The sequence below is a fragment of the Rhodococcus sp. C26F genome, from assembly GCF_053345925.1.
Window position 1 is genome coordinate 438943 of sequence record NZ_JBKFBA010000001.1, and the last position, 23647, is coordinate 462589.

General features: G+C 67.5%; 25 protein-coding genes. 13 read left to right on the forward strand and 12 right to left on the reverse strand.

Annotated elements, in window-relative coordinates; all coding sequences use genetic code 11:
* A partial coding sequence (locus tag ACLBYD_RS02055) for an IclR family transcriptional regulator (protein ID WP_447815211.1) occupies nucleotides 1–636 on the reverse strand: 636 nt, incomplete at its 3' end.
* A 202-nt stretch (nucleotides 637–838) separates the two neighbouring features.
* On the opposite strand from ACLBYD_RS02055, the gene ACLBYD_RS02060 reads away from it, so the two are divergent.
* The gene (locus ACLBYD_RS02060) at nucleotides 839–1600 is read left to right on the forward strand and encodes a CoA transferase subunit A (protein WP_447815212.1); all 762 of its coding nucleotides are present in this window, start codon (nucleotides 839–841) and stop codon (nucleotides 1598–1600) included.
* Nucleotides 1601–1603: 3 nt separating this feature from the next.
* Nucleotides 1604–2257, forward strand: a complete 654-nt coding sequence (locus ACLBYD_RS02065) for a CoA transferase subunit B (RefSeq protein ID WP_277370565.1) — start codon at nucleotides 1604–1606, stop codon at nucleotides 2255–2257.
* On the opposite strand, the gene ACLBYD_RS02070 is transcribed toward ACLBYD_RS02065, so the two are convergent.
* Nucleotides 2244–2780 (reverse strand): DnaJ family domain-containing protein, encoded by a 537-nt coding sequence (locus ACLBYD_RS02070; protein WP_277370564.1) that lies wholly within the window; start codon nucleotides 2778–2780, stop codon nucleotides 2244–2246. The genes ACLBYD_RS02065 and ACLBYD_RS02070 overlap by 14 nt on opposite strands.
* Before the next feature lie 116 nt (nucleotides 2781–2896).
* Between ACLBYD_RS02070 and ACLBYD_RS02075 the strand changes: the two genes are divergently transcribed.
* The 4 genes from ACLBYD_RS02075 (at nucleotide 2897) to dmpG (ending at nucleotide 6570) form a co-directional block, all read left to right on the forward strand.
* Nucleotides 2897–3652 carry an IclR family transcriptional regulator gene (locus ACLBYD_RS02075; RefSeq protein WP_447815359.1) on the forward strand — a complete coding sequence of 252 codons (756 nt, stop codon included), beginning with the start codon at nucleotides 2897–2899 and terminating at the stop codon, nucleotides 3650–3652.
* A gap of 91 nt (nucleotides 3653–3743) precedes the next feature.
* Nucleotides 3744–4589 carry a 2-keto-4-pentenoate hydratase gene (locus ACLBYD_RS02080; RefSeq protein ID WP_447815213.1) on the forward strand — a complete coding sequence of 282 codons (846 nt, stop codon included), beginning with the start codon at nucleotides 3744–3746 and terminating at the stop codon, nucleotides 4587–4589.
* Nucleotides 4586–5518 carry an acetaldehyde dehydrogenase (acetylating) gene (locus tag ACLBYD_RS02085; protein ID WP_059384407.1) on the forward strand — a complete coding sequence of 311 codons (933 nt, stop codon included), beginning with the start codon at nucleotides 4586–4588 and terminating at the stop codon, nucleotides 5516–5518. The genes ACLBYD_RS02080 and ACLBYD_RS02085 overlap by 4 nt, the downstream gene beginning before the upstream one ends.
* On the forward strand, nucleotides 5515–6570 hold the full coding sequence (dmpG, locus tag ACLBYD_RS02090; RefSeq protein WP_019290598.1) for a 4-hydroxy-2-oxovalerate aldolase: 1056 nt from the start codon (nucleotides 5515–5517) through the stop codon (nucleotides 6568–6570). Before ACLBYD_RS02085 ends, dmpG begins: the two co-directional genes overlap by 4 nt.
* Before the next feature lie 78 nt (nucleotides 6571–6648).
* Here dmpG and ACLBYD_RS02095 read toward each other — a convergent pair whose 3' ends face one another.
* From ACLBYD_RS02095 to ACLBYD_RS02135, 9 genes are all read right to left on the reverse strand, one after another.
* On the reverse strand, nucleotides 6649–6939 hold the full coding sequence (locus tag ACLBYD_RS02095) for a GNAT family N-acetyltransferase (protein ID WP_447815214.1): 291 nt from the start codon (nucleotides 6937–6939) through the stop codon (nucleotides 6649–6651).
* A 95-nt stretch (nucleotides 6940–7034) separates the two neighbouring features.
* On the reverse strand, nucleotides 7035–7511 hold the full coding sequence (gene bfr, locus ACLBYD_RS02100) for a bacterioferritin (RefSeq protein WP_016693088.1): 477 nt from the start codon (nucleotides 7509–7511) through the stop codon (nucleotides 7035–7037).
* 48 nt (nucleotides 7512–7559) lie between these two features.
* Complete coding sequence (locus tag ACLBYD_RS02105; protein ID WP_026061323.1) at nucleotides 7560–7757, reverse strand: (2Fe-2S)-binding protein; 198 nt, start codon at nucleotides 7755–7757, stop codon at nucleotides 7560–7562.
* A 151-nt stretch (nucleotides 7758–7908) separates the two neighbouring features.
* Entirely contained in the window at nucleotides 7909–8658 is a 750-nt protein-coding gene (locus ACLBYD_RS02110; RefSeq protein ID WP_447815215.1) for an AIM24 family protein, read from the reverse strand.
* Entirely contained in the window at nucleotides 8655–9359 is a 705-nt protein-coding gene (locus ACLBYD_RS02115) for an AIM24 family protein (protein WP_423657752.1), read from the reverse strand. Before ACLBYD_RS02115 ends, ACLBYD_RS02110 begins: the two co-directional genes overlap by 4 nt.
* 6 nt (nucleotides 9360–9365) lie before the next feature.
* Entirely contained in the window at nucleotides 9366–9986 is a 621-nt protein-coding gene (locus tag ACLBYD_RS02120; RefSeq protein WP_085468585.1) for an AIM24 family protein, read from the reverse strand.
* Nucleotides 9987–10069: 83 nt separating this feature from the next.
* Nucleotides 10070–11227 (reverse strand): acyl-CoA dehydrogenase family protein, encoded by a 1158-nt coding sequence (locus ACLBYD_RS02125; protein WP_016693092.1) that lies wholly within the window; start codon nucleotides 11225–11227, stop codon nucleotides 10070–10072.
* A 42-nt stretch (nucleotides 11228–11269) separates the two neighbouring features.
* Nucleotides 11270–12463 (reverse strand): acyl-CoA dehydrogenase family protein, encoded by a 1194-nt coding sequence (locus ACLBYD_RS02130; protein ID WP_413767575.1) that lies wholly within the window; start codon nucleotides 12461–12463, stop codon nucleotides 11270–11272.
* Nucleotides 12460–13701, reverse strand: coding sequence for a CoA transferase (locus tag ACLBYD_RS02135; protein WP_447815216.1), 1242 nt, complete (start codon nucleotides 13699–13701; stop codon nucleotides 12460–12462). Before ACLBYD_RS02135 ends, ACLBYD_RS02130 begins: the two co-directional genes overlap by 4 nt.
* Before the next feature lie 306 nt (nucleotides 13702–14007).
* Here ACLBYD_RS02135 and ACLBYD_RS02140 point away from each other — a divergent pair, with 306 nt between their 5' ends.
* From ACLBYD_RS02140 to ACLBYD_RS02155, 4 genes are all read left to right on the forward strand, one after another.
* Complete coding sequence (locus tag ACLBYD_RS02140; RefSeq protein ID WP_447815217.1) at nucleotides 14008–15354, forward strand: MFS transporter; 1347 nt, start codon at nucleotides 14008–14010, stop codon at nucleotides 15352–15354.
* A 167-nt stretch (nucleotides 15355–15521) separates the two neighbouring features.
* Nucleotides 15522–16652, forward strand: a complete 1131-nt coding sequence (locus ACLBYD_RS02145) for a thiolase family protein (protein ID WP_283479000.1) — start codon at nucleotides 15522–15524, stop codon at nucleotides 16650–16652.
* A 40-nt stretch (nucleotides 16653–16692) separates the two neighbouring features.
* Nucleotides 16693–17457 carry an SDR family NAD(P)-dependent oxidoreductase gene (locus tag ACLBYD_RS02150; RefSeq protein WP_145690482.1) on the forward strand — a complete coding sequence of 255 codons (765 nt, stop codon included), beginning with the start codon at nucleotides 16693–16695 and terminating at the stop codon, nucleotides 17455–17457.
* Nucleotides 17458–17471: 14 nt separating this feature from the next.
* The gene (locus ACLBYD_RS02155; RefSeq protein WP_447815218.1) at nucleotides 17472–19127 is read left to right on the forward strand and encodes a class I adenylate-forming enzyme family protein; all 1656 of its coding nucleotides are present in this window, start codon (nucleotides 17472–17474) and stop codon (nucleotides 19125–19127) included.
* Between the two features lie 125 nt (nucleotides 19128–19252).
* Here ACLBYD_RS02155 and ACLBYD_RS02160 read toward each other — a convergent pair whose 3' ends face one another.
* Nucleotides 19253–20437: an acyl-CoA dehydrogenase family protein gene (locus ACLBYD_RS02160; protein ID WP_059384416.1), complete on the reverse strand. Its 1185-nt coding sequence runs from the start codon at nucleotides 20435–20437 to the stop codon at nucleotides 19253–19255.
* A 166-nt stretch (nucleotides 20438–20603) separates the two neighbouring features.
* Between ACLBYD_RS02160 and fabG the strand changes: the two genes are divergently transcribed.
* The 3 genes from fabG (at nucleotide 20604) to ACLBYD_RS02175 (ending at nucleotide 23630) form a co-directional block, all read left to right on the forward strand.
* Nucleotides 20604–21344, forward strand: coding sequence for a 3-oxoacyl-ACP reductase FabG (fabG, locus tag ACLBYD_RS02165; RefSeq protein ID WP_016695803.1), 741 nt, complete (start codon nucleotides 20604–20606; stop codon nucleotides 21342–21344).
* A gap of 40 nt (nucleotides 21345–21384) precedes the next feature.
* Nucleotides 21385–22596, forward strand: a complete 1212-nt coding sequence (locus ACLBYD_RS02170; RefSeq protein WP_447815219.1) for an acetyl-CoA C-acetyltransferase — start codon at nucleotides 21385–21387, stop codon at nucleotides 22594–22596.
* A 173-nt stretch (nucleotides 22597–22769) separates the two neighbouring features.
* Entirely contained in the window at nucleotides 22770–23630 is an 861-nt protein-coding gene (locus ACLBYD_RS02175; RefSeq protein ID WP_447815220.1) for an endonuclease domain-containing protein, read from the forward strand.
* Nucleotides 23631–23647: the final 17 nt, after the last annotated feature.

The following is a 23647-nucleotide window of genomic DNA, read 5'->3' on the forward strand; positions in this document are numbered from 1 at the left end:
GTGATCGAACACCGCGGCGCCCATTCCCCAACTGCCCTCGACGATCAGCGCCGGATTGACGGCGTAGCCGGCCAATCGTGTCGCCTCGATCCGCTTCTCCAGTGCGGGTCGCGCATGGTCCGGCCCCCAGTCCCCCGTGAGATCCACCCGCGACAGATACGCCTCGATCTCCTGATCGGGCATGTGCGCGAGGATCGCCAGCCCCGCCGACGCCACCCCGAGCGGGAACCGGATCCCGATGTGGAGCACGTGCGAACGCAGAGGGAAGCTGCCCTCCTCCATTGCCAGACAGACCGTCTCGTCACCCCGCCGCGCGGAGAGGAAGACGCTCTCGCCGGTCGCGCGCGCCAGATCGCGCAGCACGTCGCCCGCGAGATCGGTGATGTCGTAGCGCACGGAGGCGAGCGATCCCAGCAGGTAGAGCTCGGGTCCGAGGGCCCAGCGTCCCGACGCCGGATCCCGGTCGACGAGCCCCTCGTCGGCGAGTGAGCTGAGCAGCCGGTGCACCGTGGGCCGGGCGAGGTCGGTGGTGCGGGCGACCTCCGAGGTCGTCACCCCTTCCGGTTCGTGCGACGAGACGGTGCGCAGCAGGGCGGCGATCCGCGTGACCAGTTGACCCCGTGCATCGGACGACATGCCTCGATTCTACGTCTACTCAGTGAACGCATATTGCGCCTCCGTTCGATGAACGACCAATTTCAGAGAGATTCCAGCAGGTACTTGTATTCGCCACCTGCAGACTCTTTAGTAGAAACCAAGAATGTGACCGCGTTCATCCAGTGGACGTGATTCGTCCAGCGGAGCCCCGCGGCTCCCCCGGAAACCCGAGAGGTGAGAGTTGGCAACGAAAGTGTTCGAGACGGCGGCGGAGGCCGTCGCCGACATCCGTGACGGTGCGACGCTCGCGGTGGGCGGATTCGGACTGTGCGGTATCCCCGACATCCTGATCCAGGCCATTGCCGACACCGGGGTCACCGACCTCGAGGTGTTCTCCAACAACTGCGGCGTCGACGGCCACGGTCTCGGAATCCTGCTGGGCAGCAAGCGCATCCGCCGGGTCACCGCGTCGTACGTCGGGGAGAACAAGGAATTCGCCCGGCAGTACCTCTCGGGTGAGCTCGAGGTGGAGCTGACCCCGCAGGGCACTCTCGCCGAGAAGCTCCGCGCCGGTGGCGCGGGCATCCCCGCTTTCTTCACCCCCGCCGGGGTCGGCACGCCCATCTCGCAGGGCGGACTGCCGTGGAAGTACAACGCCGACGGTTCGATCGCCGTGGCGTCGCCGGCGAAGGAGATCCGCGAGTTCCGCGGCAAGCGGTACGTGCTCGAGGAGTCCATCACCGCGGACTTCTCGCTCGTGCACGCCCTCAAGGGCGACACCGAGGGCAACCTGGTGTTCAACAAGGCCGCGATGAACTTCAACCCGCTCGCCGCGATGGCCGGTCGCGTGTGCATCGCCCAGGTCGAGGAACTCGTCGAGCCGGGTGAGATCGATCCGGGTGAGGTGCACCTGCCGGGAATCTTCGTGGGCCGGGTCGTGCACACCGGTGTCCAGAACAAGCAGATCGAGAAGCGCACCGTCAGCGCCGCGAAGGGAGCGTAGAGCATGACCACAGCTGTCGAGACACAGGGTTGGACGCGCACGCAGATGGCCGCGCGCGCCGCGCAGGAACTCGCGCCGGGGGAGTACGTCAACCTCGGTATCGGCCTGCCGACGCTGATCCCCAACTACCTGCCCGAGGGTGTGCACGTCACCCTGCACAGTGAGAACGGCATCCTCGGCACCGGGCCGTACCCCACCGAGGACTCGGTCGATCCCGACCTGATCAACGCCGGCAAGGAGACCGTGACGGTCAACCCCGGCGCTGCCTTCTTCGACTCGGCGCTGAGCTTCGGCATGATCCGCGGCGGCCACATCGACACCGCCGTGCTCGGAGGCATGGAGGTCTCGGCCACCGGCGATCTGGCCAACTGGATGGTGCCCGGAAAGATGGTCAAGGGCATGGGCGGGGCGATGGACCTCGTCCACGGCGCCCGCAAGGTCATCGTGCTCATGGAGCACACCGACAAGCAGGGCAACCCGAAGATCGTCTCGGAGTGCTCGCTGCCGCTCACCGGTGAGGGCGTGGTCCAGCGCATCATCACCAACCTCGCGGTGATCGACGTGACCGCCGACGGCCTCGTCCTGACCGAGTGCGCCCCGGGCGTCACCGAGGAGCAGGTGCGCGCCGCCACCGGAGCACCGCTCACCCTTCCCTGACGACCGGCCGGTTCCGCCTGCGGAACCACCGGAAGATCCACCTTCTTCGCGCGACCCCGGTCTCGGACTCCGTCTCGAGCCGGGGTCGCGTCGAGTTCAGGGCCGTGCGGGCCTCCTCGCGACGACGTGCCCGCTCGACCTTCCACACCTCCACCATCTCCTCGGCATCGACCTTGTGGATCGGTACGGGCAGGCCGCTCGGGAAACGCAGGCAGTCGGCGATCCGCCGGTTGAGATCGGAGACGATGTCGCGCACCACCTTCTCGCCGGGAGCCGAGCCGACGGTGCCGGGCAGACGCTCGATCTCGCGCCGCAACTGCAGTTCGGGCGGCAGCAGCGCCTCCGTCGACAGACCCTCGCGCGCCAGATAGCTCTTCACCCACCACAGCTCGTCGTCGCCGTGGTCGGGGATGGGTTTGCCGTAACCGGGCAGATCGTCGAAATCGCCCCGGTCCTGCGCCACGCGGATCTGCCGTTCGATCCACGTCTCGAACGTCAGATCCCACCGCTTGCGCTCGGTCACACATCCAGGATGCCAGCGCGGGCGCCCGTCCCGCGTGCGGAGCGAGGTGTCCTAACCTGAGCCACGTGGAAGGACAGCGCGAGTCGCCGGTGCATGCCCGCCCGCCGGGCGACGGGGTGGACACCAACACGGTGCTCGGCAAGGTCGTCACCGTGCTGTGGGCGTTCACCGCCGACGACCACGTCCTCACCCTCGCCGAACTGGGTCGACGCACCGGTCTGCCGAAGGGGACGCTGCACCGCATCGTCGGCGATCTCGTCGCCGTCCGGTTGCTCGACAAGGACCCGGCCGGTTACCGCCTGAGCGGTCAGCTCTTCGAACTGGGCCTGCGCGCCTCCCTCGAGCGGGGCCTGGTCGAGGTCGCCATCCCGTTCATGGAGGATCTGTACGAACGCACCCACGAGACCGTGCACCTCGGCGTCCCCGAGGGTGTCGAGGTCGTCTACGTCTCGAAGATCGGCGGACATCGCCCCGCGTCCACGCCGTCCCGGATCGGTGGGCGAATGCCCATGTACTGCACCGGGATCGGCAAGGCTCTTCTCGCGTTCTCCCCACCGGAGCTGCTGGCCGAGGTGGTCGAGGCCGGGTTGGCGCGCAAGACTCCCCGCACTATCACGACCCCCGGACGACTCGGGGCGAATCTCGCGACCGTGCTCGAGCGCGGGGTGGCCTTCGAGTTCGAGGAGTCCGCGGTCGGCCTGGCCTGCGTTGCCGCCCCCATCTTCGACGCGGACGAGCGCCCCATCGCGGCGGTGAGCGTCACCGGTCCCGTCACCCGGTTCCGTCCGGAGAAGCACGAGGGCGCGGTGAAGGCCGCCGCCGCGGGGATCGCCGCCACTCACGCCCGCCGTGAGGCCATCCGCAAACTCTGAGCGCGCACGTTCCACTCACCGGAACGCGCCCCTGTACGGGGGCGGACCTCGCCGCCACGATGGTCGTAATCCATCGAACGACGAGGACGTGATGACTACCAGCTCCAACACCACATCAGCGGCGGATCGCACCCGCATCGCCGGTGCGGCGGCCGACCGTCTCATCGAGGCCACACGCAGCTCCGCACCGTGCGGTCCGGTCCGCGACCTGCTCGGGGAGACCGACATCGACCTGGCGTACACGGTGCAGCAGCAGCTCACCGACCGCAGGCTCGCCGAAGGTGCCCGCATCGTCGGACGCAAGATCGGCCTGACCTCCCCGGCGGTGCAGCAGCAGCTCGGTGTCGACCGCCCCGACTTCGGTGTCCTCTTCGAGGACATGGACGTCACCGCTCTCGACGAGGTGCCCAGCGAGCGCCTGCTGCAGCCGAAGGCCGAGGCCGAGATCGCGTTCGTCCTCTCCGCCGACCTCGACTCGGACGATCTCGATCTCGCGACCGTCCGCGCCGCCGTCGGACACGCGCTCGCCGCTCTCGAGATCGTCGACAGCCGCGTCGCCGGCTGGGACATCAAGATCACGGATACGGTCGCGGACAACGCATCCAGCGGCCTGTACGTGCTCGGCTCGCAGACGCTCACCCTCGACGAGTTCGAGCCGATCGACGCCACCATGCGGATGTACGTCGACGACGAGCTCGTCTCCGAGGGCAACGGCGCAGCCTGCCTCGGCGATCCGCTGAACGCCCTGCTGTGGCTCGCACGCACAGCACGCGAGTTCGGGCAGCCCCTGCGCGCAGGGCAGGTCGTGCTGTCGGGGGCACTCGGCCCGATGGTTCCGGCGCCGCCCGGCGTCACGGTCCGCGCCGAAATCTCCTCGCTCGGCACCGTCACCGCGCGTTTCTCTTCCGAAAGCTCCACCGCACAGGAGAACTCATGACCACCAAGGTTGCCATCATCGGGTCGGGCAACATCGGCACCGACCTGCTCATCAAGATCAAGCGACTGGCCGACGCCGAACTCGAGACCGTCGCCCTCGTCGGCATCGATCCCGAATCCGACGGCCTCGCACGGGCGAAGCGCCTCGGCATCGACGCCATCTCGACCGGTGTCGAAGGACTCGTCGAGCACCCGCGCTTCGACGAGATCGAGATCGTCTTCGACGCAACCTCGGCGAAGGCCCACGAGTACAACGAGAAGGTCCTGCGCCCGCACGGGAAGATGCTCATCGACCTGACGCCGGCCGCGATCGGCCCGTACACGGTGCCGCCGGTGAACCTCACCGAGCACCTCGACGCCCCGAACGTCAACATGGTCACCTGCGGTGGCCAGGCCACCATCCCGATCGTCGCGGCCATCTCGCAGGTCACCAAGGTGCACTGGGCCGAGATCGTCGCCTCGATCTCCTCGAAGTCGGCCGGCCCCGGTACCCGCGCCAACATCGACGAGTTCACCGAGACCACCTCGCAGGCCATCGAGAAGATCGGTGGCGCCACGCGCGGCAAGGCGATCATCATCCTCAACCCGGCCGAGCCGCCGATGATCATGCGCGACACCGTGCTCGCGCTCGTCGGTGAGGACCGCAAGGACGAGATCGTCGCGTCCGTCGAGGCGATGGTCGCGAAGGTCCAGGAATACGTGCCCGGCTACACCCTCAAGCAGGAGGTGCAGTTCACCGAGGTCACCGAGCCCATGGAGACGCTCACCGACCACACCGGCCCCCTGTGGAAGGTCGCGGTGTTCCTCGAGGTCAAGGGCGCAGCGCACTACCTGCCCGAGTACGCGGGCAATCTCGACATCATGACCTCCGCGGCGCTGCAGGTCGCACGCGCCGTGGCGGCACGCAAGAAGGATCAGGTGACGGCATGACCGCGGCAACGACGACGACTCGCGAATTCGCAAGCGACGGAACGGCTCTGTACATCCAGGACGTGACCCTGCGCGACGGCATGCACGCCATCCGTCACCGCATCACGCCGCAGGACGTCGCGAAGATCGCCGGTGCGCTCGACCGTGCAGGTGTGGACGCCATCGAGGTCTCCCACGGCGACGGCCTCGCCGGTCACTCGCTGACCTACGGTCCCGGCAGCAACACCGACTGGGAGTGGCTCGAAGCCGCTGCCGGAGCGATCAATTCGGCCACGCTCACCACGCTGCTCCTGCCCGGTATCGGAACCGTCCACGAGCTGAAGCGCGCTTACGAGATCGGCGTGCGGTCGGTGCGCATCGCGACGCACTGCACCGAGGCCGACGTCTCCGCGCAGCACATCGCCGCGGCGAAGGAACTGGGCATGGACGTGTCCGGCTTCCTCATGATGTCGCACATGGCCCCGTCCGAGGAGCTCGCCCGCCAGGCGAAGCTCATGGAGTCCTACGGCGCCGACTGCGTCTACGTCACCGACTCCGGCGGACGCCTCACGATGGACGGTGTCCGCGAACGTGTGCGTGCCTACCGTGAGGTCCTGAACGAGACCACACAGATCGGCATCCACGCGCACCAGAACCTGTCGCTGTCGGTCGCCAACTCCGTGTGTGCCGTCGAGGAAGGTGTCATCCGCGTCGACGCCTCGCTGGCCGGACACGGTGCCGGTGCCGGCAACTGCCCGATCGAGCCCTTCGTCGCGGTCGCCGATCTGCTCGGCTGGAAGCACTCGTGCGATCTGTTCGGGCTGCAGGACGCCGCCGACGATCTCGTGCGCCCGCTGCAGGACCGTCCGGTGCAGGTCGACCGCGAGACCCTCACCCTCGGCTACGCCGGCGTGTACTCGAGCTTCCTGCGTCACGCCGAGACCGCCGCGAGCATCTACGGTCTCGACACCCGCGACATCCTCGTCGAGATCGGCCGTCGCGGCCTCGTCGGTGGACAGGAGGACATGATCACCGACGTCGCACTCGACCTGCGCAACCGCGCGGGGAACTGACCACCGGCCGTACCGAGCCGGAACAATCGCGTCGGGCGCGGCACGACCCACCAGGTCGTGCCGCGTCCGCGTGCATGTCTAGCCGGTCAGATCCCGGTAGTCCGGGTGCTTCTCGATGAAATTGTCGACGTACGAGCAGATCGCGACGATGCGCTTGCCGAGTTCGCGGACGTCGTCGAGGGCGAAACCGACGAGCTTGCCTCCGAGTCCCTGACCGGAGTAACCCTTGTCGATCTCGGTGTGGTCGAAGACGAGGCGGCCGTCGTCGTCGGGGTGGTACTGGGTGTATCCGACGACGGCGTCCTCATCCCGGACTTCGTACCTCTGCTTCTCGGCGTTGTGCACCACGGTCACGGACGAATCGCTCATGGTCTTCCTCTCACCGTCGACAAGCTGGTGTGTCCCACAGCATAGAGAACGGGCCGCGGCGCAATGCCGCGNGCGGCCCGTTCTGCTGTGCCGGATTATTCCGGCGGAGAGATGTGCTGGGCGAGGTACAGCGGTTCGCCGAGCTGCTCGATCAGATCGAGCTGGGTTTCGAGATAGTCGATGTGTTCTTCCTCGTCGGCGAGGATCTCCTCGAAGATGTTGGCCGAGGTGATGTCGCTGACCGAGCGCATGTACTCGGCTCCCTTCCGGAGCCGGTCGCGGGCCTCGATCTCCACCTGGAGGTCGGCCTCGAGCATCTCCTTGACGGTCTGCCCCAGGCGCAACGCCCCGAGGCGCTGGTAGTTGGGGAGTCCGTCGAGATAGAGGATCCGATCGGTGAGTCTCTCGGCGTGACGCATCTCGTCGAACGACTCGTCGCGAGTGTGCTTCGCGAGTTTCGCCCATCCGCGGTTGTCCTGCATCTTCGAATGCAGGAAGTACTGATTGATCGCGGTGAGCTCGGCGGTGAGTTGTTCGTTGAGCAACTCGATGACCTTCTTGTCGCCCTTCATGGCACCTCCCGGGGTGAACCATCAGGTTTACCGCCGGGTAGGGGCTGGCTACACGGCGGTCTCGAGTTCGATCGTCTCATTCCGCTGGCGGGCCTGCCGGATGATCGCCGAGATGTTCCGGACGCAGCTGCCACAATCGGTGCCGGCGCGGCACTTGGCGCTCACCTCGCGGGTACAGCGTGCTCCCGCAGCCACCTCTGCCTCGATGTGGTGGTGGGTAAGAGCGTGGCAACTGCAGACGATCATCAGAGCCACCTTTCTGCGACCGAGGGAACACTCACTTAGGTTGTCCAAACCTTACATCGGCTTAGGCTAGCCTAGCTTGTGATCGTAGTCACAGAAACAGGGGGTCGGATCCGTGTTATACCCAGGTCCGCCCCAGGGTGTGATACTGCAGCTACTGCTGTTGCAGGTGTTGCGATACCACCTGGTTGATCCGGTGCAGACCGGGCGAGGTGAGGCCCGGGATCTGGTTCTCGATCGTGCGTACCAGCGACGAATCGTCGAGGACCTTCTCGCTCGACTGGATCAGGACGGTGCCGGCACCGGTGAAATCGAACTGCCGTTCCTCACCGGACTGCACACCGAAACGACGCGCCCCGGCCGAGACGAACCCGGTGATCCACGATTCGTCGTAGTGATGACTGGGGGACGGACAGTCGGCCCAGCCGACGAGCGCCTCGGGATCCACCCGCAGCGGCGGCTCGGCGAACATCACCGGCCCGTTCGACGACGCGAGGAAACGGCCCGTACCGATGAGGGTGAGGAAACCCGGGACGATCGACTGGTTGAGCGACAGGCCCGGTTCGAAGGCCAGCAGATTGGCCTGCCGGATCGTGAGGTTGCCGTCGTCGAGGTCGTACGAGTTGATGTCGTATCCGCGGTCGCCGATGATCAGCTTCCCGAAGCCTTCGGCCACGACGTAGTCGCCGAGATAGAGCGGAGCGGAGAACTGCTGGGCCACCATGTGCAGCAGGTGTCCCTGCAGCCCGTGGGTGAGTGCCGAGAACTGCACCTGACCGTAGTACGCGATCATCGCGCCCTTCGACAGGAACCAGGGCGTCTGCAGGTCGATGCAGTAGGCGTAGGGATTGCCCGGCACGTTGTCGCTGCCGCCGAAGCTCGACGGGCTCAGAACGGTACTCACAGCTTCTCCTCCGATGCCTGCACGTAGACGATGCCCTGTCCGCTGCATTCGAGTTGCATGGCCTCCCCGCCGGTGCGACCGACGTTCCGCCAGCTCATCGACGACTTCAGTTCGGTGCGGACCGGGCCGTAGGACGCCACGAACGCCTGCGGGTCGACGACCACCGGCGTCGGGCCGCCCACCTGAAGCTCGAACACGCCGCCGTGGGCGAGCAGCACCGCCGCGCCCTGGCCGATCAGCTGGGTGGTGAACATGCCGGTGCCGGTCATCGCTCCGGTGGCGGCGCCGCGCAGCGCCCCGAGCAGACCCCCGCCGCCACCGCCCCCACCGGAGGCGGCGGCCACCGAGACGACCGTGGACTGCAGACCGGTGGTGTGGGCGAGCAGGCGCGACGCCTCCACCCGCAGCTCACCGCCCGCGGACATGTCGACGATGTGCGTCTCGAGACCGCGGAAGCCGTAGTGCACGACACCGTCGCCCTGCGCGAGCATCGTGGCCTCGTGCTCACCCTGCAGCATGCGTCCCGCCATACCGGCGAGACCGCCGAGACCGGGAGCGCCCCCGACCCCACCGGGAACACCGTGGGGGGAGAACCGGACGTTGCCGGTGTAGAACAGCATCGCGCCGCGGCGAGCCACGACGGGACCGGACTGCCGCAGGTCGACGCGCACGACCTTGCCGTTGATCTTCGTGAAGCTCATCTGTTCCTACCGTTCCGCCGGCTGGATGGAGACCACGCCCACGCCGTCCCACTTGAGGGAGAACGCCTCGCCGCTGCCCTGACCGATGGCCGACCGCCACGACACGTCGGTGACGAACGACTGCGTGAGCTGCCCCTTCGCGCACACGAAGGCGTCGGGATCGACGACGAGGGGATACTGCGGCGACACCTCGAGATGGATGAGCGGGCCCCCGGCGGAGAGCAGCGCGACCTGCCCGGTCCCCGTCACCGTCGTGGTGAACAGACCCTGACCGCTCATGCCGCCGCGCAGACCCGCGAACGTCACGTTCGTGTTCAGGTTCCCGCTCAGCGCCAGCAGCTGCTCGGACTCGACCTGCAGCGTCTCGTTGTTCAGCTCCAGCACCGTGACGTCCTGCGCCTGGTGCGCGAAGTAGACGACGCCCGTGCCGCTGCACTCCATGAGCGAGAGCCCCTCACCCGTCGCGCGCTGCCGCAGCCCGGAGAGAACACCCTCGCCACCACCGAAACCGGCGGACTTGAAACCGACCTGGCCCTCGTACGCCACCATCGACCCCGACAGGGCCCGGACGGACGAATTGCTCAGGTGGGCTTCGATCACCCTCTTGGTCTTCACGACTAGCCGCATGGCGGGAAACGATAGTCGGAAACGACTTCGGTGGAGTGAACCCCCGGTAGCGGGGCCCACTCCACCGAAGAACTACAGAAGACCTACAGTCCCAGATCCTTGGCGATGATCGTCTTCATGACCTCGTTGGTGCCGCCGTAGATGCGGGTCACGCGGGTGTCGGCGTATAGGCGGGCGATGGGGTACTCGGTGATGTAGCCGTAGCCGCCGTGCAGCTGCAGGCACTTGTCGATGATGCGGCCGGCGGCCTCCGTCGCGAACAGCTTCGCGCGGGCGGCGTCGGGCACCGTCAGTTCGTCGCGGTCGTTGAGCTCGATCGCGTTGTCGACCATGATCTGCATGGCCTGCAGTTCGGTCGAGCACTCGGCGAGCACGAACTTGGTGTTCTGGAAGGATGCGACCGGCTTGCCGAAGACCTTGCGGTCCTTGGTGTATGCGATGGCGTGCTGGATCGCCGCGGCCGCGGTGGCGGCAGCACCGAACGCGATGGTGAGACGCTCCTGCGCGAGATTCTGCGTCAGGTACGAGAACGCCTCGCCCTCCTTGCCGAGCAGATCGGCGACCGGCACCTTCACGTCGTCGAACGACAGCTCGGCGGTGTCCGAGGTCTTGAGACCGATCTTGTGGAGCTTGCGTCCGACCGCGAAGCCCTCGCTCTTGGTGTCCACCACCAGGATCGACAGGCCACCGCGACGGTCCTCGGGGTTGTACGGCGAGGTGCGGGCCACGACGAGGATACGGTCGGCGAGAGCACCGCCGGTGATGAACGTCTTCGCGCCGTTGAGGACGTAGTGGCTGCCGTCCTCCGAGAGCTTCGCGGTGGTCGCGATGTTGGCGAGGTCGGAACCGGTGCCCGGCTCGGTCATCGCGATGGCGAACATCAGCTCACCCGAGGCGAACCCGGGGAGCCAGCGCTGCTTCTGCTCCTCGGTAGCGTTCTGCATGATGTACGGCAGGATCAGGTTCGAGTGCACCGACGACGAACCGAACGACACACCGGCCGCCGACGCCTCCTCGGCGAGGATCACGTTGAACTTCAGCGATGTCTCGCCGCCTCCGCCGTACTCCTCCGGAACCTGGATGCCGAGGAGCCCGAGTTCGCCCATGCGGTTGTAGAACTCGCGCGGAGGATGGCCGGCCTCTTCCCACTCGGGGTAGACGGGCACGACCTCCTTCGCGATGAAGTCGCGGACGGTCTGCCGGAACGCCTCGTGATCCTCGTTGTACAGCGTGCGCTTCACGCGTTGTCCTTCCAGGGATGGATGTGATTGTGGGGGTGCACCTTACAGTGCGTAGCTGCGCAGCACACCCTTGCTGATGATCGTCTTCTGGATCTCGCTGGTGCCCTCACCGATGAGCAGGAAGGGAGCCTCGCGCATGAGGCGCTCGATCTCGTACTCCTTCGAGTAGCCGTAGCCGCCGTGGATGCGGAAGCTGGCCTGGGTGACCTCGGAGCAGTACTCGCTGGTGAGGTACTTGGCCATGCCGGCGGCGACGTCGTTGCGTTCACCGGAGTCCTTCAGGCGCGCGGCGTTGACCATCATCAGGTGGGCGGCCTCGACCTTGGTGGCCATCTCGGCGAGGGAGAACGAGATCGCCTGGTGCTGGGCGATGGGCTTGCCGAAGGTGGTGCGCTGCTGGGCGTACCGGGCGGCGAGCTCGAAGGCGCGGATCGCGACACCGCACGCGCGGGCCGAGACGTTGACACGGCCGACCTCGACACCGTCCATCATCTGGAAGAAGCCCTTGCCGGGCTCCCCACCGAGGATCGAATCGGCCGAGGCCTTGTAGTTGTCGAAGACGAGCTCGGTGGTGTCGATGCCCTTGTAGCCCATCTTGTCGATCTTGCCGGGGATGGTGACACCCGGGACGACCTCACCGAAACCGGCGGGCTTCTCGATCAGGAACGCCGTGAGGTTCTTGTGCGCCTTGTCGGCGCCTTCCTCGGTCTTGACCAGGGCGGCGACGAGGGTGGAGCTGCCACCGTTGGTCAGCCACATCTTCTGGCCGTTGATGACGTAGTTGCCGTCGGCGTCGCGCTTGGCCTTGGTGCGGATGGCGGCGACGTCGGAGCCGAGTTCGGGCTCGGACATCGAGAACGCGCCGCGGACCTCACCGGTGGCCATGCGGGGCAGGTAGTACTGCTTCTGCTCTTCGGTGCCGTGCTGGCGGATCATGTACGCGACGATGAAGTGCGTGTTGATGACGCCGGAGACGCTCATCCAGCCGCGGGCGAGTTCCTCGACGCACAGCGCGTAGGTCAGCAGCGACTCGCCGAGTCCGCCGTACTCCTCGGGGATCATCAGCCCGAACAGGCCCATCTCGCGCATCTGGTCGACGATGGCCTGCGGGTAGGTGTCCGAGTGCTCGAGTTCCTGAGCGTTCGGGATGATCTCGCGGTCGACGAAGGTGCGGACCGTGTCGAGGATCTCGGACTGGAATTCCGTCAGACCGAGGGTCTGGGCGAGGCGGGTCATGCGTGCTCTTTCTGGGAGATGCGGATGGTGCCGGAAGCTGCGAGGGCGTCGATCTCGTCGTCGGTCAGACCGAGATGTTCGGTGAGCACCTCGGCGGTGTCGTCGCCGTTGGCCGGCGCGGGGCGGACCTCGGGGTACCGGCCGTCGAAGGACATCGGGGTGCTCGGGGCGTGGTAGCTGCCGATGCGCGGCTGGTCGAGCTTGTGGAACATCGGGTTGTCGGTCACGCGCGGGTCGGCAGCGAGCTCGGCGAAGGTGCGGTAGCGCTCGTGCAGGACCGACGTGCCGCCCAGCGCCTTCTCGACCTCGTCGGCGGTGTGGCGCGAGAACCAGGCGCCGAACAGGCTGTTCAGCACGTGGCGGTGTTCGAACCGGGTGCCCTCGTCGCGGAAGTCGACGCCCAGGGCGGATTCGAGTGCGGCCACGGCCTCGGCGGTGCCGGTGAGCTCGGTGAGGTCGCGGAAGTGCCGCGGCGTGAGCGCGACGAGCATGAAGCGTGCGCCGTCGCTGGTGGCGAAGTCGGCGCCGTAGGTGCCGTAGACGGAGTTGCCGACCTTCTCCCGGACGGGACGTCCGAGCTGGGCCTCGGCGATGTAACCGAGGTTGCCGACGGTCGCGAACGCGACGTCCTCGAGAGGAAGCACGACCTTCGTTCCGGCGCCGGTGATCTCGCGGCGGTAGACGGCCGAGGCGACCGACAGCGCCGCGTACAGGCCGCACGAGACGTCCCAGGCGGGCAGCACGTGGTTGACCGGGGTCGAGACGTTCTCGGCGCCGGTGACCTGCGGGAAGCCGGCGGCCGCGTTGACGGTGNCGACGGCACCGGTGCCGTCGGCGCGGCCGAGGACCTGCACGTGGATCAGGTCGGGGCGGATCGTGGCGAGCTCGTCGTAGTCGAGCCACGAGCGACCGGCAGCGTTGGTGACCAGCACCCCGGCGTCGATGATCAGGTCGCGGATCAGGTTCTGCGCGTCCGGGTTACGGAAATCCGCCGCGAACGACCGCTTGCCCTTGTTCAGGCCTGCCCAGTAGATCGACTCGTTGTCGTCGGTGACCGGCCAGCGGCGGTAGTCGGCAGCGCCGCCGATCGGGTCGACCCGGATCACGTCGGCGCCGAGGGCGGCGAGGGTCATGCCGCACAGCGGTGCGGCCACGAAGCTGGACACCTCGACCACGCGCACTCCCGCGAGGGGCGCAGTGGACGAGGGCAGCTCGTCGGTGGAAGCGGTGGAGTTCATGCTGGGCTCGCTCGTCGTCGTCGCAGATTGTTTCGGGCACAGTCAGCATGCCCAGGTTTCGCCGCCGGGAACAGCCCCGATCGGCTATCGCTCGGTTAGCGCAGACCAATACTCGATACAGCCGGAATGTGCCTTGTGACGGGTCATAGGTTTCAGTGATCGATTCGTTCGCCTCCCGCTCTTTGCGTCAGGTGACATGGCTCACGTTCAATACATGCAGACGCCAGGCGTGACGTTCTCACCGACAGCGACATACAGATTGTTCGTTGGTCGGACACCCCCGCTCGAGTTCTGAAGGGACTCCCAGTGACCACAGGCGAAATCGCGCACGACAAGTCGGCAGCCGCCGACGGCCCCGGCCGGCCGGCGACCGGCTCGACTCCTCTCGTGACCCCCGGCCGCGCATGGAGCATGACCGGTCTGGTCATCTTCCTCTACGTCGTCAACTACGCCGACAAGGCCGTCCTCGGCATCATCGCCCAGCCTCTGGCACGTGAGCTCGGCATGAGCTCCTCCCAGATCGGCCTGGTCGGATCGCTGTTCTTCGTCACATTTACCGTCGGCGGATTCTTCGCCGGGCCGCTGAACAAGTACCTGACCCTCCGCTGGGCCCTGCTGGCTCTCGGTCTGACCTGGTCGATCGTCATGCTGCCGCTCGTCGTCAGCGCGAGCTTCGCGATGCTGGTCGTCACCCGTATGCTCCTCGGTCTCGCCGAAGGACCGAGCTCGGCTCTCATGCATACCGCCGCGTACTCGTGGCATCCGCCGGCCAAGCGTGGCCTGCCCGGCGCCTTCCTGGCCGGTTCCGCCTCGGTCGCCAAGATCGCCCTGGCTCCCGTCCTGACCTTCATCACCGTCGAGTGGGGATGGCGTGCCGCGCTGATCTCGCTGTCGGTCCTCGGTGCGGTCTGGATGGGCTCCTGGCTCCTCGGCTGGAAGGAAGGCCCCTACACGACGAAGGCCGTCAAGGGCGCCGAGACCTCCGCGTCCGCCGCACAGACCGAGCCGTCCGTGCCGTGGCGCAAGATCTTCCTCACCCGCACGTTCATCAGCTGCGCGATCCTGATCATGGTCGTCTACGCGCTCACCACCGTCGTCCTGACCTGGCTGCCGTCCTACTTCGAGGTCGGCCTCGGCTACAGCGCTCTGCAGGCCGGCTCGATGTTCGCCCTGCCGTCCATCATCGGTCTGTTCCTCATGATCAGCTCGGGCACGGTCACCGACCGTCTCAGCGCCAAGGGTTACCGTTCGCGGGTCGTCCGCATCATCGTGCCCGCCGTCGGCGTGCTCATCTGCGGCGCCATCCTGGTCTTCCTCCCGTCCATCGGTACGCCGGCTCTCGCCGTCGCGGTCGTCTCCATCGGCTACGGCTTCGGTGCCATCGCGTTCCCGCTGATCAACGCCGCGATCTCAGAACTGTGCCCGCCGCAGCAGACCGCCGGCACGATGGGTGTCTTCCTCGCCCTGATGGCCGTCGGCGGCCTCGTCGCCCCCTACGGCACGGGTGTCCTCGTCGACAACGCCGCCACTGCGGCGGAGGGCTACGCAACGGCCTTCCAGGTCATCGGTGCACTCGGTGCGCTCGCCGCGATCCTGGTCCTGTTCCTGGCGAACCCGGAACGCGACCGCAAGCTCATCCGGGCCGCGGCCTGACCAGTTCGGCATAGCTTCCGCCTAACGGAAGCTTCCGTCGAAAGACTTTCCCCTACCGGCCGGGTGCATGGTCTCCTCGAATGTGAGGACCACCACCCGGCCGGTCGTCTTTTTCCCACCACGGTTGCCCGGCAACCGTGTCCCGCAACAGCAAAGGACCGATTCGCATGCGCGATGCCGTGATCGTCGACGCCGTCCGTTCCCCCATCGGACGTCGCGGTGGTGCACTGTCCGAGATCCACCCCGTCAACCTGTCCGCCCACGTGCTGACCGCGCTGGCCGAGCGGACAGGCTTCGATCCCGCCACGATCGACGACGTCCAGTGGGGTTGCGTCAGTCAGGTCGGCGACCAGGCCGGAATCGTCTCGCGCAGCGCGGTGTTCGCGGCCGGATGGCCGGTCACCGTGCCCGCCACCACCATCAACCGGGCATGCGGATCGAGCCAGCAGGCCGTGTCCTTCGCCGCCGCGACCGTCATCTCCGGACAGAACGACGTCGTGATCGCCGGCGGTGTCGAGTCCATGAGCCGCGTGCCCATGGGCAGCGCCAGCAAGGACGGCCAGCACTTCCCGCAGAACGTGCTCGACCGCTTCGAGGTCGGCGGCTTCAGCCAGGGCATCGGCGCCGAGATGATCGCCGAGAAGTGGGGCTTCTCCCGCACTCAGCTCGACGAGTACTCGCTGCGCTCGCACGAGCTGTCCGCAGCCGCCACCGACGCGGGCGCCTTCACCGGCCAGATCGCCCCGGTCGGCGACTTCGCCACCGACGAGGGCATCCGCCGCGGCGGCACCGTCGAGTCGCTCGCCAAGCTCAAGACCGTCTTCAAGGAGGACGGCGTGATCCACGCCGGCAACTCCTCGCAGATCTCCGACGGCGCCGGCGCCCTGCTCATCACCACCAGCGAATACGCCGCGGCGCAGGGCTGGACCCCGCTCGCCCGCATCCACACCGCCGTCGTCGCCGCCGACGACCCGGTCGTCATGCTCACCGGCCCCATCCCCGCCACCGAGAAGGCCCTGAAGCGTTCCGGTCTGTCCATCGACGACATCGGCGCCTTCGAGATCAACGAGGCGTTCGCACCGGTGCCGCTCGCATGGCAGGTCGAGACCGGCGCGAAGCCCGACCGCCTCAACCCGCTCGGCGGCGCGATCGGTGTCGGCCACCCGCTCGGCGGCTCCGGCGCGATCCTCATGACCCGTCTCGTGCACCACATGCGCGACAACGGCATCCGCTACGGCCTGCAGTCGATGTGCGAGGCCGGCGGTATGGCCAACGCCACCATCCTCGAACTGCTCTGATCTCACGTCACCCAGCTGCTACGAATTCGAAGGAAACACCATGGAACTCAAGGGTCTGTCCGTTGCCGTCACCGGCGGAGCGTCCGGTCTCGGCCTAGCCACGGCACGTCGCGTCCTGGCGGCCGGCGGCAACGTCACCCTCATCGACCTGCCCAACTCGAACGGTGAGGAGATCGCCAAGGAGCTCGGCGACGGCGCCGTCTTCGCCCCCGGCGACGTGACCGATTCGGAGCAGTTCGCTGCGGCTCTCGACGTCGCACACGAGCGCGGCGGTCTGCGCGGTGTCGTGCACTGCGCCGGCGCCGGACGCAAGATGCGCATCCTCGACAAGGAGGGCAAGGCCGGTTCGCTCGAGGACTTCGAGTTCGTGATCCGCCTCAACCTCATCGGCTCGTTCAACGCACTGCGTCTCGGCGCCGAGCGCATGGCCGAACTCGACCTCATCGAGGACGAGCGTGGCGCCGTGGTCATGACGGCCTCCGTCGCGGCCTTCGAGGGCCAGATCGGCCAGATCAACTACTCGGCGTCCAAGGCCGGCATCGTCGGCATGACGATCGTCGCCGCACGCGACCTCGCCAGCAAGGGCATCCGCGTCAACACCATCGCCCCCGGCATCATGGACACCCCGCTGCTCGCCCGCCTGCGCGAGGACGTCCGCAAGTCGCTCGAGGCGACCGTGCCCAACCCGTCGCGTCTGGGCCGACCCGACGAGTTCGGTCAGCTGGCCACGAACATCCTCGAGAACGGCTACATCAACGGCGAGACCATTCGCCTCGACGGCGCCATCCGTATGGCACCGCGGTGAACCGGGTGTCGACCATGACCTCGGCTTCCGACCTCGCACAGCGCAGGCTGTCGTACCCGGCGACGACGATGGCGGTGTGGGCACCGAGCCTCGCCGCCGTCTACGGCGATCGCCCCGCAGTGATCGACGGCGACCGCGTGCTCACCTACAACGATCTCGACGCACGCTCGGCACAGTTCGCCGGCGTGCTGCACGAGGCCGGGGTGCGGGCCCGCGACGTGGTGCTTCTGCACCTCGGTAACTGCGTCGAGTTCCACATCGCCTATTACGGCGCGCTCCGCGTCGGAGCGGCGGTCACGCTCGTGAATCCGCTTCAGCCCGAACCGGGTCTGCGCCGACAGATCGAGGAGACCTCCGCGGCCGCGGCCGTCACCGGTTCCGCGCAGGCCGAGACGTTGTTCCGGGCTGCGGACGGAACGAGTGTCCGGTTGATCGCGGTCGTCTCCGACGAGGCGGTCACCGCATCGGGTGCCGTGCACTTCGGTGATGCACTCGAGGGACGTCCGCAGACCTTCGAACCGGTCGTCACCGGCCCGGACGATGTCGCGCACATCGCGTACACCGGTGGCACGACCGGCATTTCGAAGGGCGTGCGCGTCCTGCACCGCAACGTCGTCGGCAACGTCACGCAGATGTGTGCGTGGCGCGCCGGGCACCAGCTGGTCGCCGACGTCGACGGGCGCATCTCGCTCGAACCGATCGGCGACCTGAAGATCGCCGGTGCGGTCCCGGGCCAGGGTTCGACGATCGTGGTGTCGCCGCTGTTCCACGCGCACGCGCTGATCAACACGTCGTTCCTTCTCGCGTGCGGCCTGACCCAGGTCCTCGCGGGTCGCTTCGATCCGGCTCGGATGCTCGAGCTGATCGAGCGGTACGAGGCCGGCTACATCACCGGTAGCCCGGCGATGTGGCACGCTCTCGCCACGCATCCCGACGTCGAGACCCGCGACCTGTCCACCGTGCGGGTCGTCTCGTCCGGTGCCGCACCGATCGATCACGTGACCCTCGAGAACCTCGAGCGTGCGTTCCCCAACGCACGTATCGCGGAGGGTTACGGGCTCACGGAGGGCACGTGCGTCGTCACGGCGATGCCGCTCGTCGTCGATTCGGAGTACCGCCTCGGCAGCGTCGGCCTTCCGGTCTTCGACACCGAGCTCGAGATCCGGTCGCAGCTCGATCCGACCGTCGTCCTCCCCGACGGGGAGCGCGGCGAACTGTGGATCCGCGGACCGCAGGTCACCGACGGATATCTCGGACACCCCGAGATCACCGCGGAGCAGTACGTCGACGGCTGGCTCGCCACCGGCGACATCGCCTACCGCGATGCCGACGGATTCGTGTACATCGCCGACCGGGCGAAGGACATGTTGATCTACAAGGGCTACAACGTGTATCCGCGTGAGCTCGAGGAGATCCTGGTGACCCACCCGAAGGTGTCCACCGCGGCGGTCGTCGGCCGGGAGGCGGGTGCGATCGGTCAGGAGCCGGTCGCCTTCGTCGTCCCCGTCGCCGGCGAGGAGCCCGACGCGGAGGAGCTGAAGGCGTACGTCGCCGAACGGGTCCTGCCGTACAAGAAGATCCGCGAAGTGGTGGTGGTCGACGCGCTGCCGACCTCCGCCGCGGGCAAGATCCTCAAGACCGATCTGCGATCGCGCCTGACGGTCTCCTGACCCGCACACGAGAAACCCCCGGCATCCGATGCCGGGGGTTTCTTCGTATGCGGTGGAAGACGATTCGAGAGAATCGCTTCGGGCGCGGTTCCGGATGCAGCTGTTCCGGAACCGCGCCGCGAAGATCAGGAGTTCTTCTTCTGTTCCTGCTTGACGAGTCCGCCGCCGATGATCAGACGCTGGATCTCGCTGGTGCCCTCGTACAGACGCAGCAGACGCACGTCACGGTAGATCCGCTCGACGGCGACCTCACGCATGTACCCGCTGCCACCGTGGATCTGCACCGCGAGATCGGCGACCTTGCCGACCATCTCGGTGCAGAACAGCTTCGCCACCGACGGCGCGATGCGGCGGTCGGTCTCCTCCACCCACGCCTTCGCCGCGTCGCGCACCAGAGCGCGGCCGGCCATCACACCGGTCTGCTGGTCGGCGATCATCGCCTGCACCAACTGGAAGTTACCGATCGGAGTGCCGCCCTGGGTCACCGCGGCCGCATAGGCCACCGATTCGTCGAGCGCACGCTGGGCCTGCCCGACCGACAGCGCGGCGATGTGCACGCGACCACGGGCGAGCGAGACCATCGCGGCCTTGTAGCCGACATCCTCGCTGCCGCCGACGAGCGCGGAGTTCGGCACCCGCACCCCGTCGAAGTGCACATCCGCGGTCCAGGCGCCTTCCTGGCCCATCTTCGCGTCCTTGTTGCCCACCGTCAGACCCGGGGTGTCGGCGGGGACGAGGAAGACCGCGATGCCGGTGCCGTTCTCATCCGCCGGACGAGTGCGGGCGAACACGACGAACAGGTTCGCCAGCGGAGCGTTGGTGATGAAGCGCTTCTCACCGGTGATGACCCAGTCGTCGCCGTCGCGCACGGCCTTGGTGCGCAGACCCGACGGATTCGAGCCCGCGCCCGGTTCGGTGAGCGCGAACGACGCGACGACCTCGCCGGAGGCGATGCCCTCGAGCCACTGCTTCTTCTGCTCGTCGGTGCCGAAGTTGACCAGCACCTGGCCGGCGATGCCGTTGTTGGTGCCGAACATCGAGCGCAGCGACAGGGTCGTGTAACCCAGCTCCATCGCCAGTTCCGCGTCCTGCTGCAGATTCAGGCCGAGACCGCCCCATTCCTGCGGGATGGCGTATCCGAACAGGCCCATGTCCTTCGCGGCCTGGCGGATGTCCTCGGGAATCGCGTTCGTCTCGGCGATCTCCTGCTCGCGCGGCACGACCACGTTGCGCACGAACGCGCGGGTCTGCGCGAGGATCTCGCGGAAGTCGTCTTCGTCGACCTCGGGGGCCGGGATGGAGAGTGTCATGTCTACAACCTTCGTGCGGCCGCCGAGAGGTGTCCAATACGAATGGCGCCATTCCCGTATAGGCATTGTCGATGGATCGAGGCCGTTCCGCGGGCCGGATCGCCGTTATATTCGGAGCATCGACTTGTCTGGGGGCCGTCCCGAGCCCCGCCGAAAGGAATCGTAGATGTCTCTGTTGGAGAACCGCACTGCCGTGATCACCGGTGGCGCTCAGGGAATCGGCTTCGCCATCGCACAGGAGTTCGTCGACGCCGGCGCCCGCGTCGTGATCGGCGACCTCGACCTCGATGCCGCCACCGCTGCCGCCGAGAAGCTCGGTGGCCGCGACGTCGCCCGGGCCGTGCGCGCCAACGTCGTCGAGTCCGCCGACTGGGACACCCTCCTCGCCGAGGCCGTCGACGGTTTCGGTTCGCTCGACGTGGTGGTCAACAACGCCGGTATCACCCGCGACGCGACCATGCGCACGATGACCGAAGAGGACTTCGACCTGGTCATCTCGGTGCACCTCAAGGGCACCTGGCACGGCACCCGTAAGGCCGCCGCGATCATGCGTGAGGCCAAGCGCGGCGCGATCGTCAACATCTCCTCGCTGTCCGGCAAGGTCGGCATGGTCGGCCAGACCAACTACTCCGCCGCCAAGGCGGGCATCGTCGGCCTGACCAAGGCCGCCGCCAAGGAGATGGCGCACCACGGCGTCCGGGTCAACGCGATCCAGCCCGGCCTGATCCGTTCGGCGATGACCGAGGCCATGCCGCAGAAGGCATGGGACCAGAAAATGGCCGAGATCCCCATGGGCCGCCCCGGCGAGGTCGACGAGATCGCCTCCGTCGCACTGTTCCTCGCATCCGATATGTCCTCCTACATGACCGGCACCGTCCTCGAGGTCACCGGCGGCCGCTTCATGTGACGGTCCGCCCGTCACCTCACTCTCTTCCCGAAAGGTCATCATGCGCGAAGTAGTCATCTGCGAGCCGGTCCGTACTCCGATCGGCCGCTACGGCGGAATGTTCAAGTCCCTCACCGCAGTCGATCTGGGTGTCGCGGCACTGAAGGGTCTGCTCGAGCGCACCGGTGTTGCGCCCGAACAGGTTCAGGACGTCATCCTCGGCCACTGCAACGGCAACAGCGAGGCCCCGGCGATCGGCCGCGTCGTCGCCCTCGACGCCGGTCTGCCGATCACGGTGCCCGGCATGCACATCGACCGCCGCTGCGGTTCGGGTCTGCAGGCCGTCATCCAGGCCGTCTTCCAGGTCGGTAACGGCGACCACGATCTCGTCGTCGCCGGTGGTACCGAGTCGATGAGCAACGCGGCGTTCTACTCCACCGACATCCGCTGGGGCGGCGCCCGCACCGGTGTGCAGATGCACGACGGTCTGGTCCGCGCCCGCTCGACCGCCGGTGGCCGCTTCTACCCGGTGCCCGGCGGCATGATCGAGACCGCCGAGAACCTGCGTCGTGAGTACTCGATCTCCCGCGACGAGCAGGACGAGCTCGCCCTGAACTCGCACCTGCGTGCCGTCCACGCCCAGAAGAACGGGATCCTCGCCGAGGAGATCATCCCCGTCACGGTCAGCAGCCGTAAGGGCGACGAGGTCATCGACACCGACGAGCACCCGCGTCCGGACATCAGCCTGGAGACCCTCGCCAAGCTGAAGCCGATCATGGGCAAGCAGGACCCCGAGGCCACCGTCACCGCCGGCAACGCCAGCGGCCAGAACGACGCCGCGTCCATGGCGATCGTCACCACCCCGGAGAAGGCCGCCGAGCTGGGCCTGACCCCGCTGGTGCGCTTCGTCTCGTGGGGCGTGGCGGGTGTCCAGCCCAAGATCATGGGCATCGGCCCCGTGCCGGCCACCGAGGTCGCCCTCGCCAAGGCAGGCATCACCCTCGCCGACGTCGACCTCATCGAGCTCAACGAGGCGTTCGCCGCGCAGGCCCTCGCCGTGACCCGCGAGTGGAAGTTCGGCAAGGCCGACTTCGAGCGCACCAACGTCCACGGCTCGGGCATCTCGCTCGGCCACCCGGTCGGCGCGACCGGCGGACGCATGCTCGCCACCCTCGCCCGCGAGCTGCACCGTCGCGAGGCCCGCTACGGCCTCGAGACCATGTGCATCGGCGGCGGCCAGGGTCTGGCAGCGATCTTCGAGCGCGTCGCGTAAGCAGACAGCTCCCGGGTTCGGGGAGGTTGTGTTCGGTTTTCTCGAAGAACCCGGACACAACCTCCCCGAACTTCTTTCGTCGCAGATGACCGGCCCGGGGATGACCTCGCTTTGTCCACAACCGGGCCCCGACGCGGCGTCCGGAGGGTAGGCGCGCCCGGCATGCTCGGCGCGTGATCGACTTCGACGAACCGTTCTCGGGGCGTGCGGCACTCGCAGCCGGCGTCGTCACGCGGCATCGGCTCGCACGCGACTTCGTCCACCTCCACCGCGACGTCTACATCCGACGAGGGATCCCGGCCACCCCGCTGCTGCGTGCGAAGGCGGCATGGTTGTGGTCGCAGGGCCGCGGCGTCCTCGCGGGAGTGTCCGCCGCTGCCGTGCACGGCACTCGATGGCTCGACCCGGATGCGGCGGCCGAACTCGTCTGCTCCGATCACGTCCGGTCGGTGCCGGGCATCTCGGTCCGACGCGACCCGAAGCTCGACACCTGCGTGGTCGACGGGATGGTCGCGACCACACCGGCGCAGACGGCCTTCGATCTCGCCCGACGAATGCCGTTCGACCGGGCCGTCGAAACGATCGACGCGCTCTGCAACGCGACCGGCCTGAAGGTGCCTGAGATCGAGGAACTCGCGACGAGGAGCAAGGGCGCACACGGTATCGGTGCCGTGCCGCGGGTGCTCGCGCTCGTCGACGGTGGGGCTGCGTCACCGCCCGAGACCCATACGCGTCTGCTCCTCGTCCGTGCCGGTCTTCCACCGCCGGAGACCCAGATCGAGATCTTCGACGGCGACGCGTTCGTGGCGCGAGCCGACATGGGATGGAAGCAGTGGCGGGTGCTCGTGGAGTACGACGGCGTGCAGCACTGGACCGACCCCACTCAGCGCACCCGCGACATCGACCGGTACGCGGTGCTGCCGGAACTGGGGTGGACGGTCATCCGGGTCGGTGCCGACCTCCTCTACCGGCGTCCCGAAGTCTTCGTCGAACGGGTGCGGCGTGCTCTGGAAGCGGCCGGTGCGCCCGTCTGAGTCGGACTTCGGGGAGG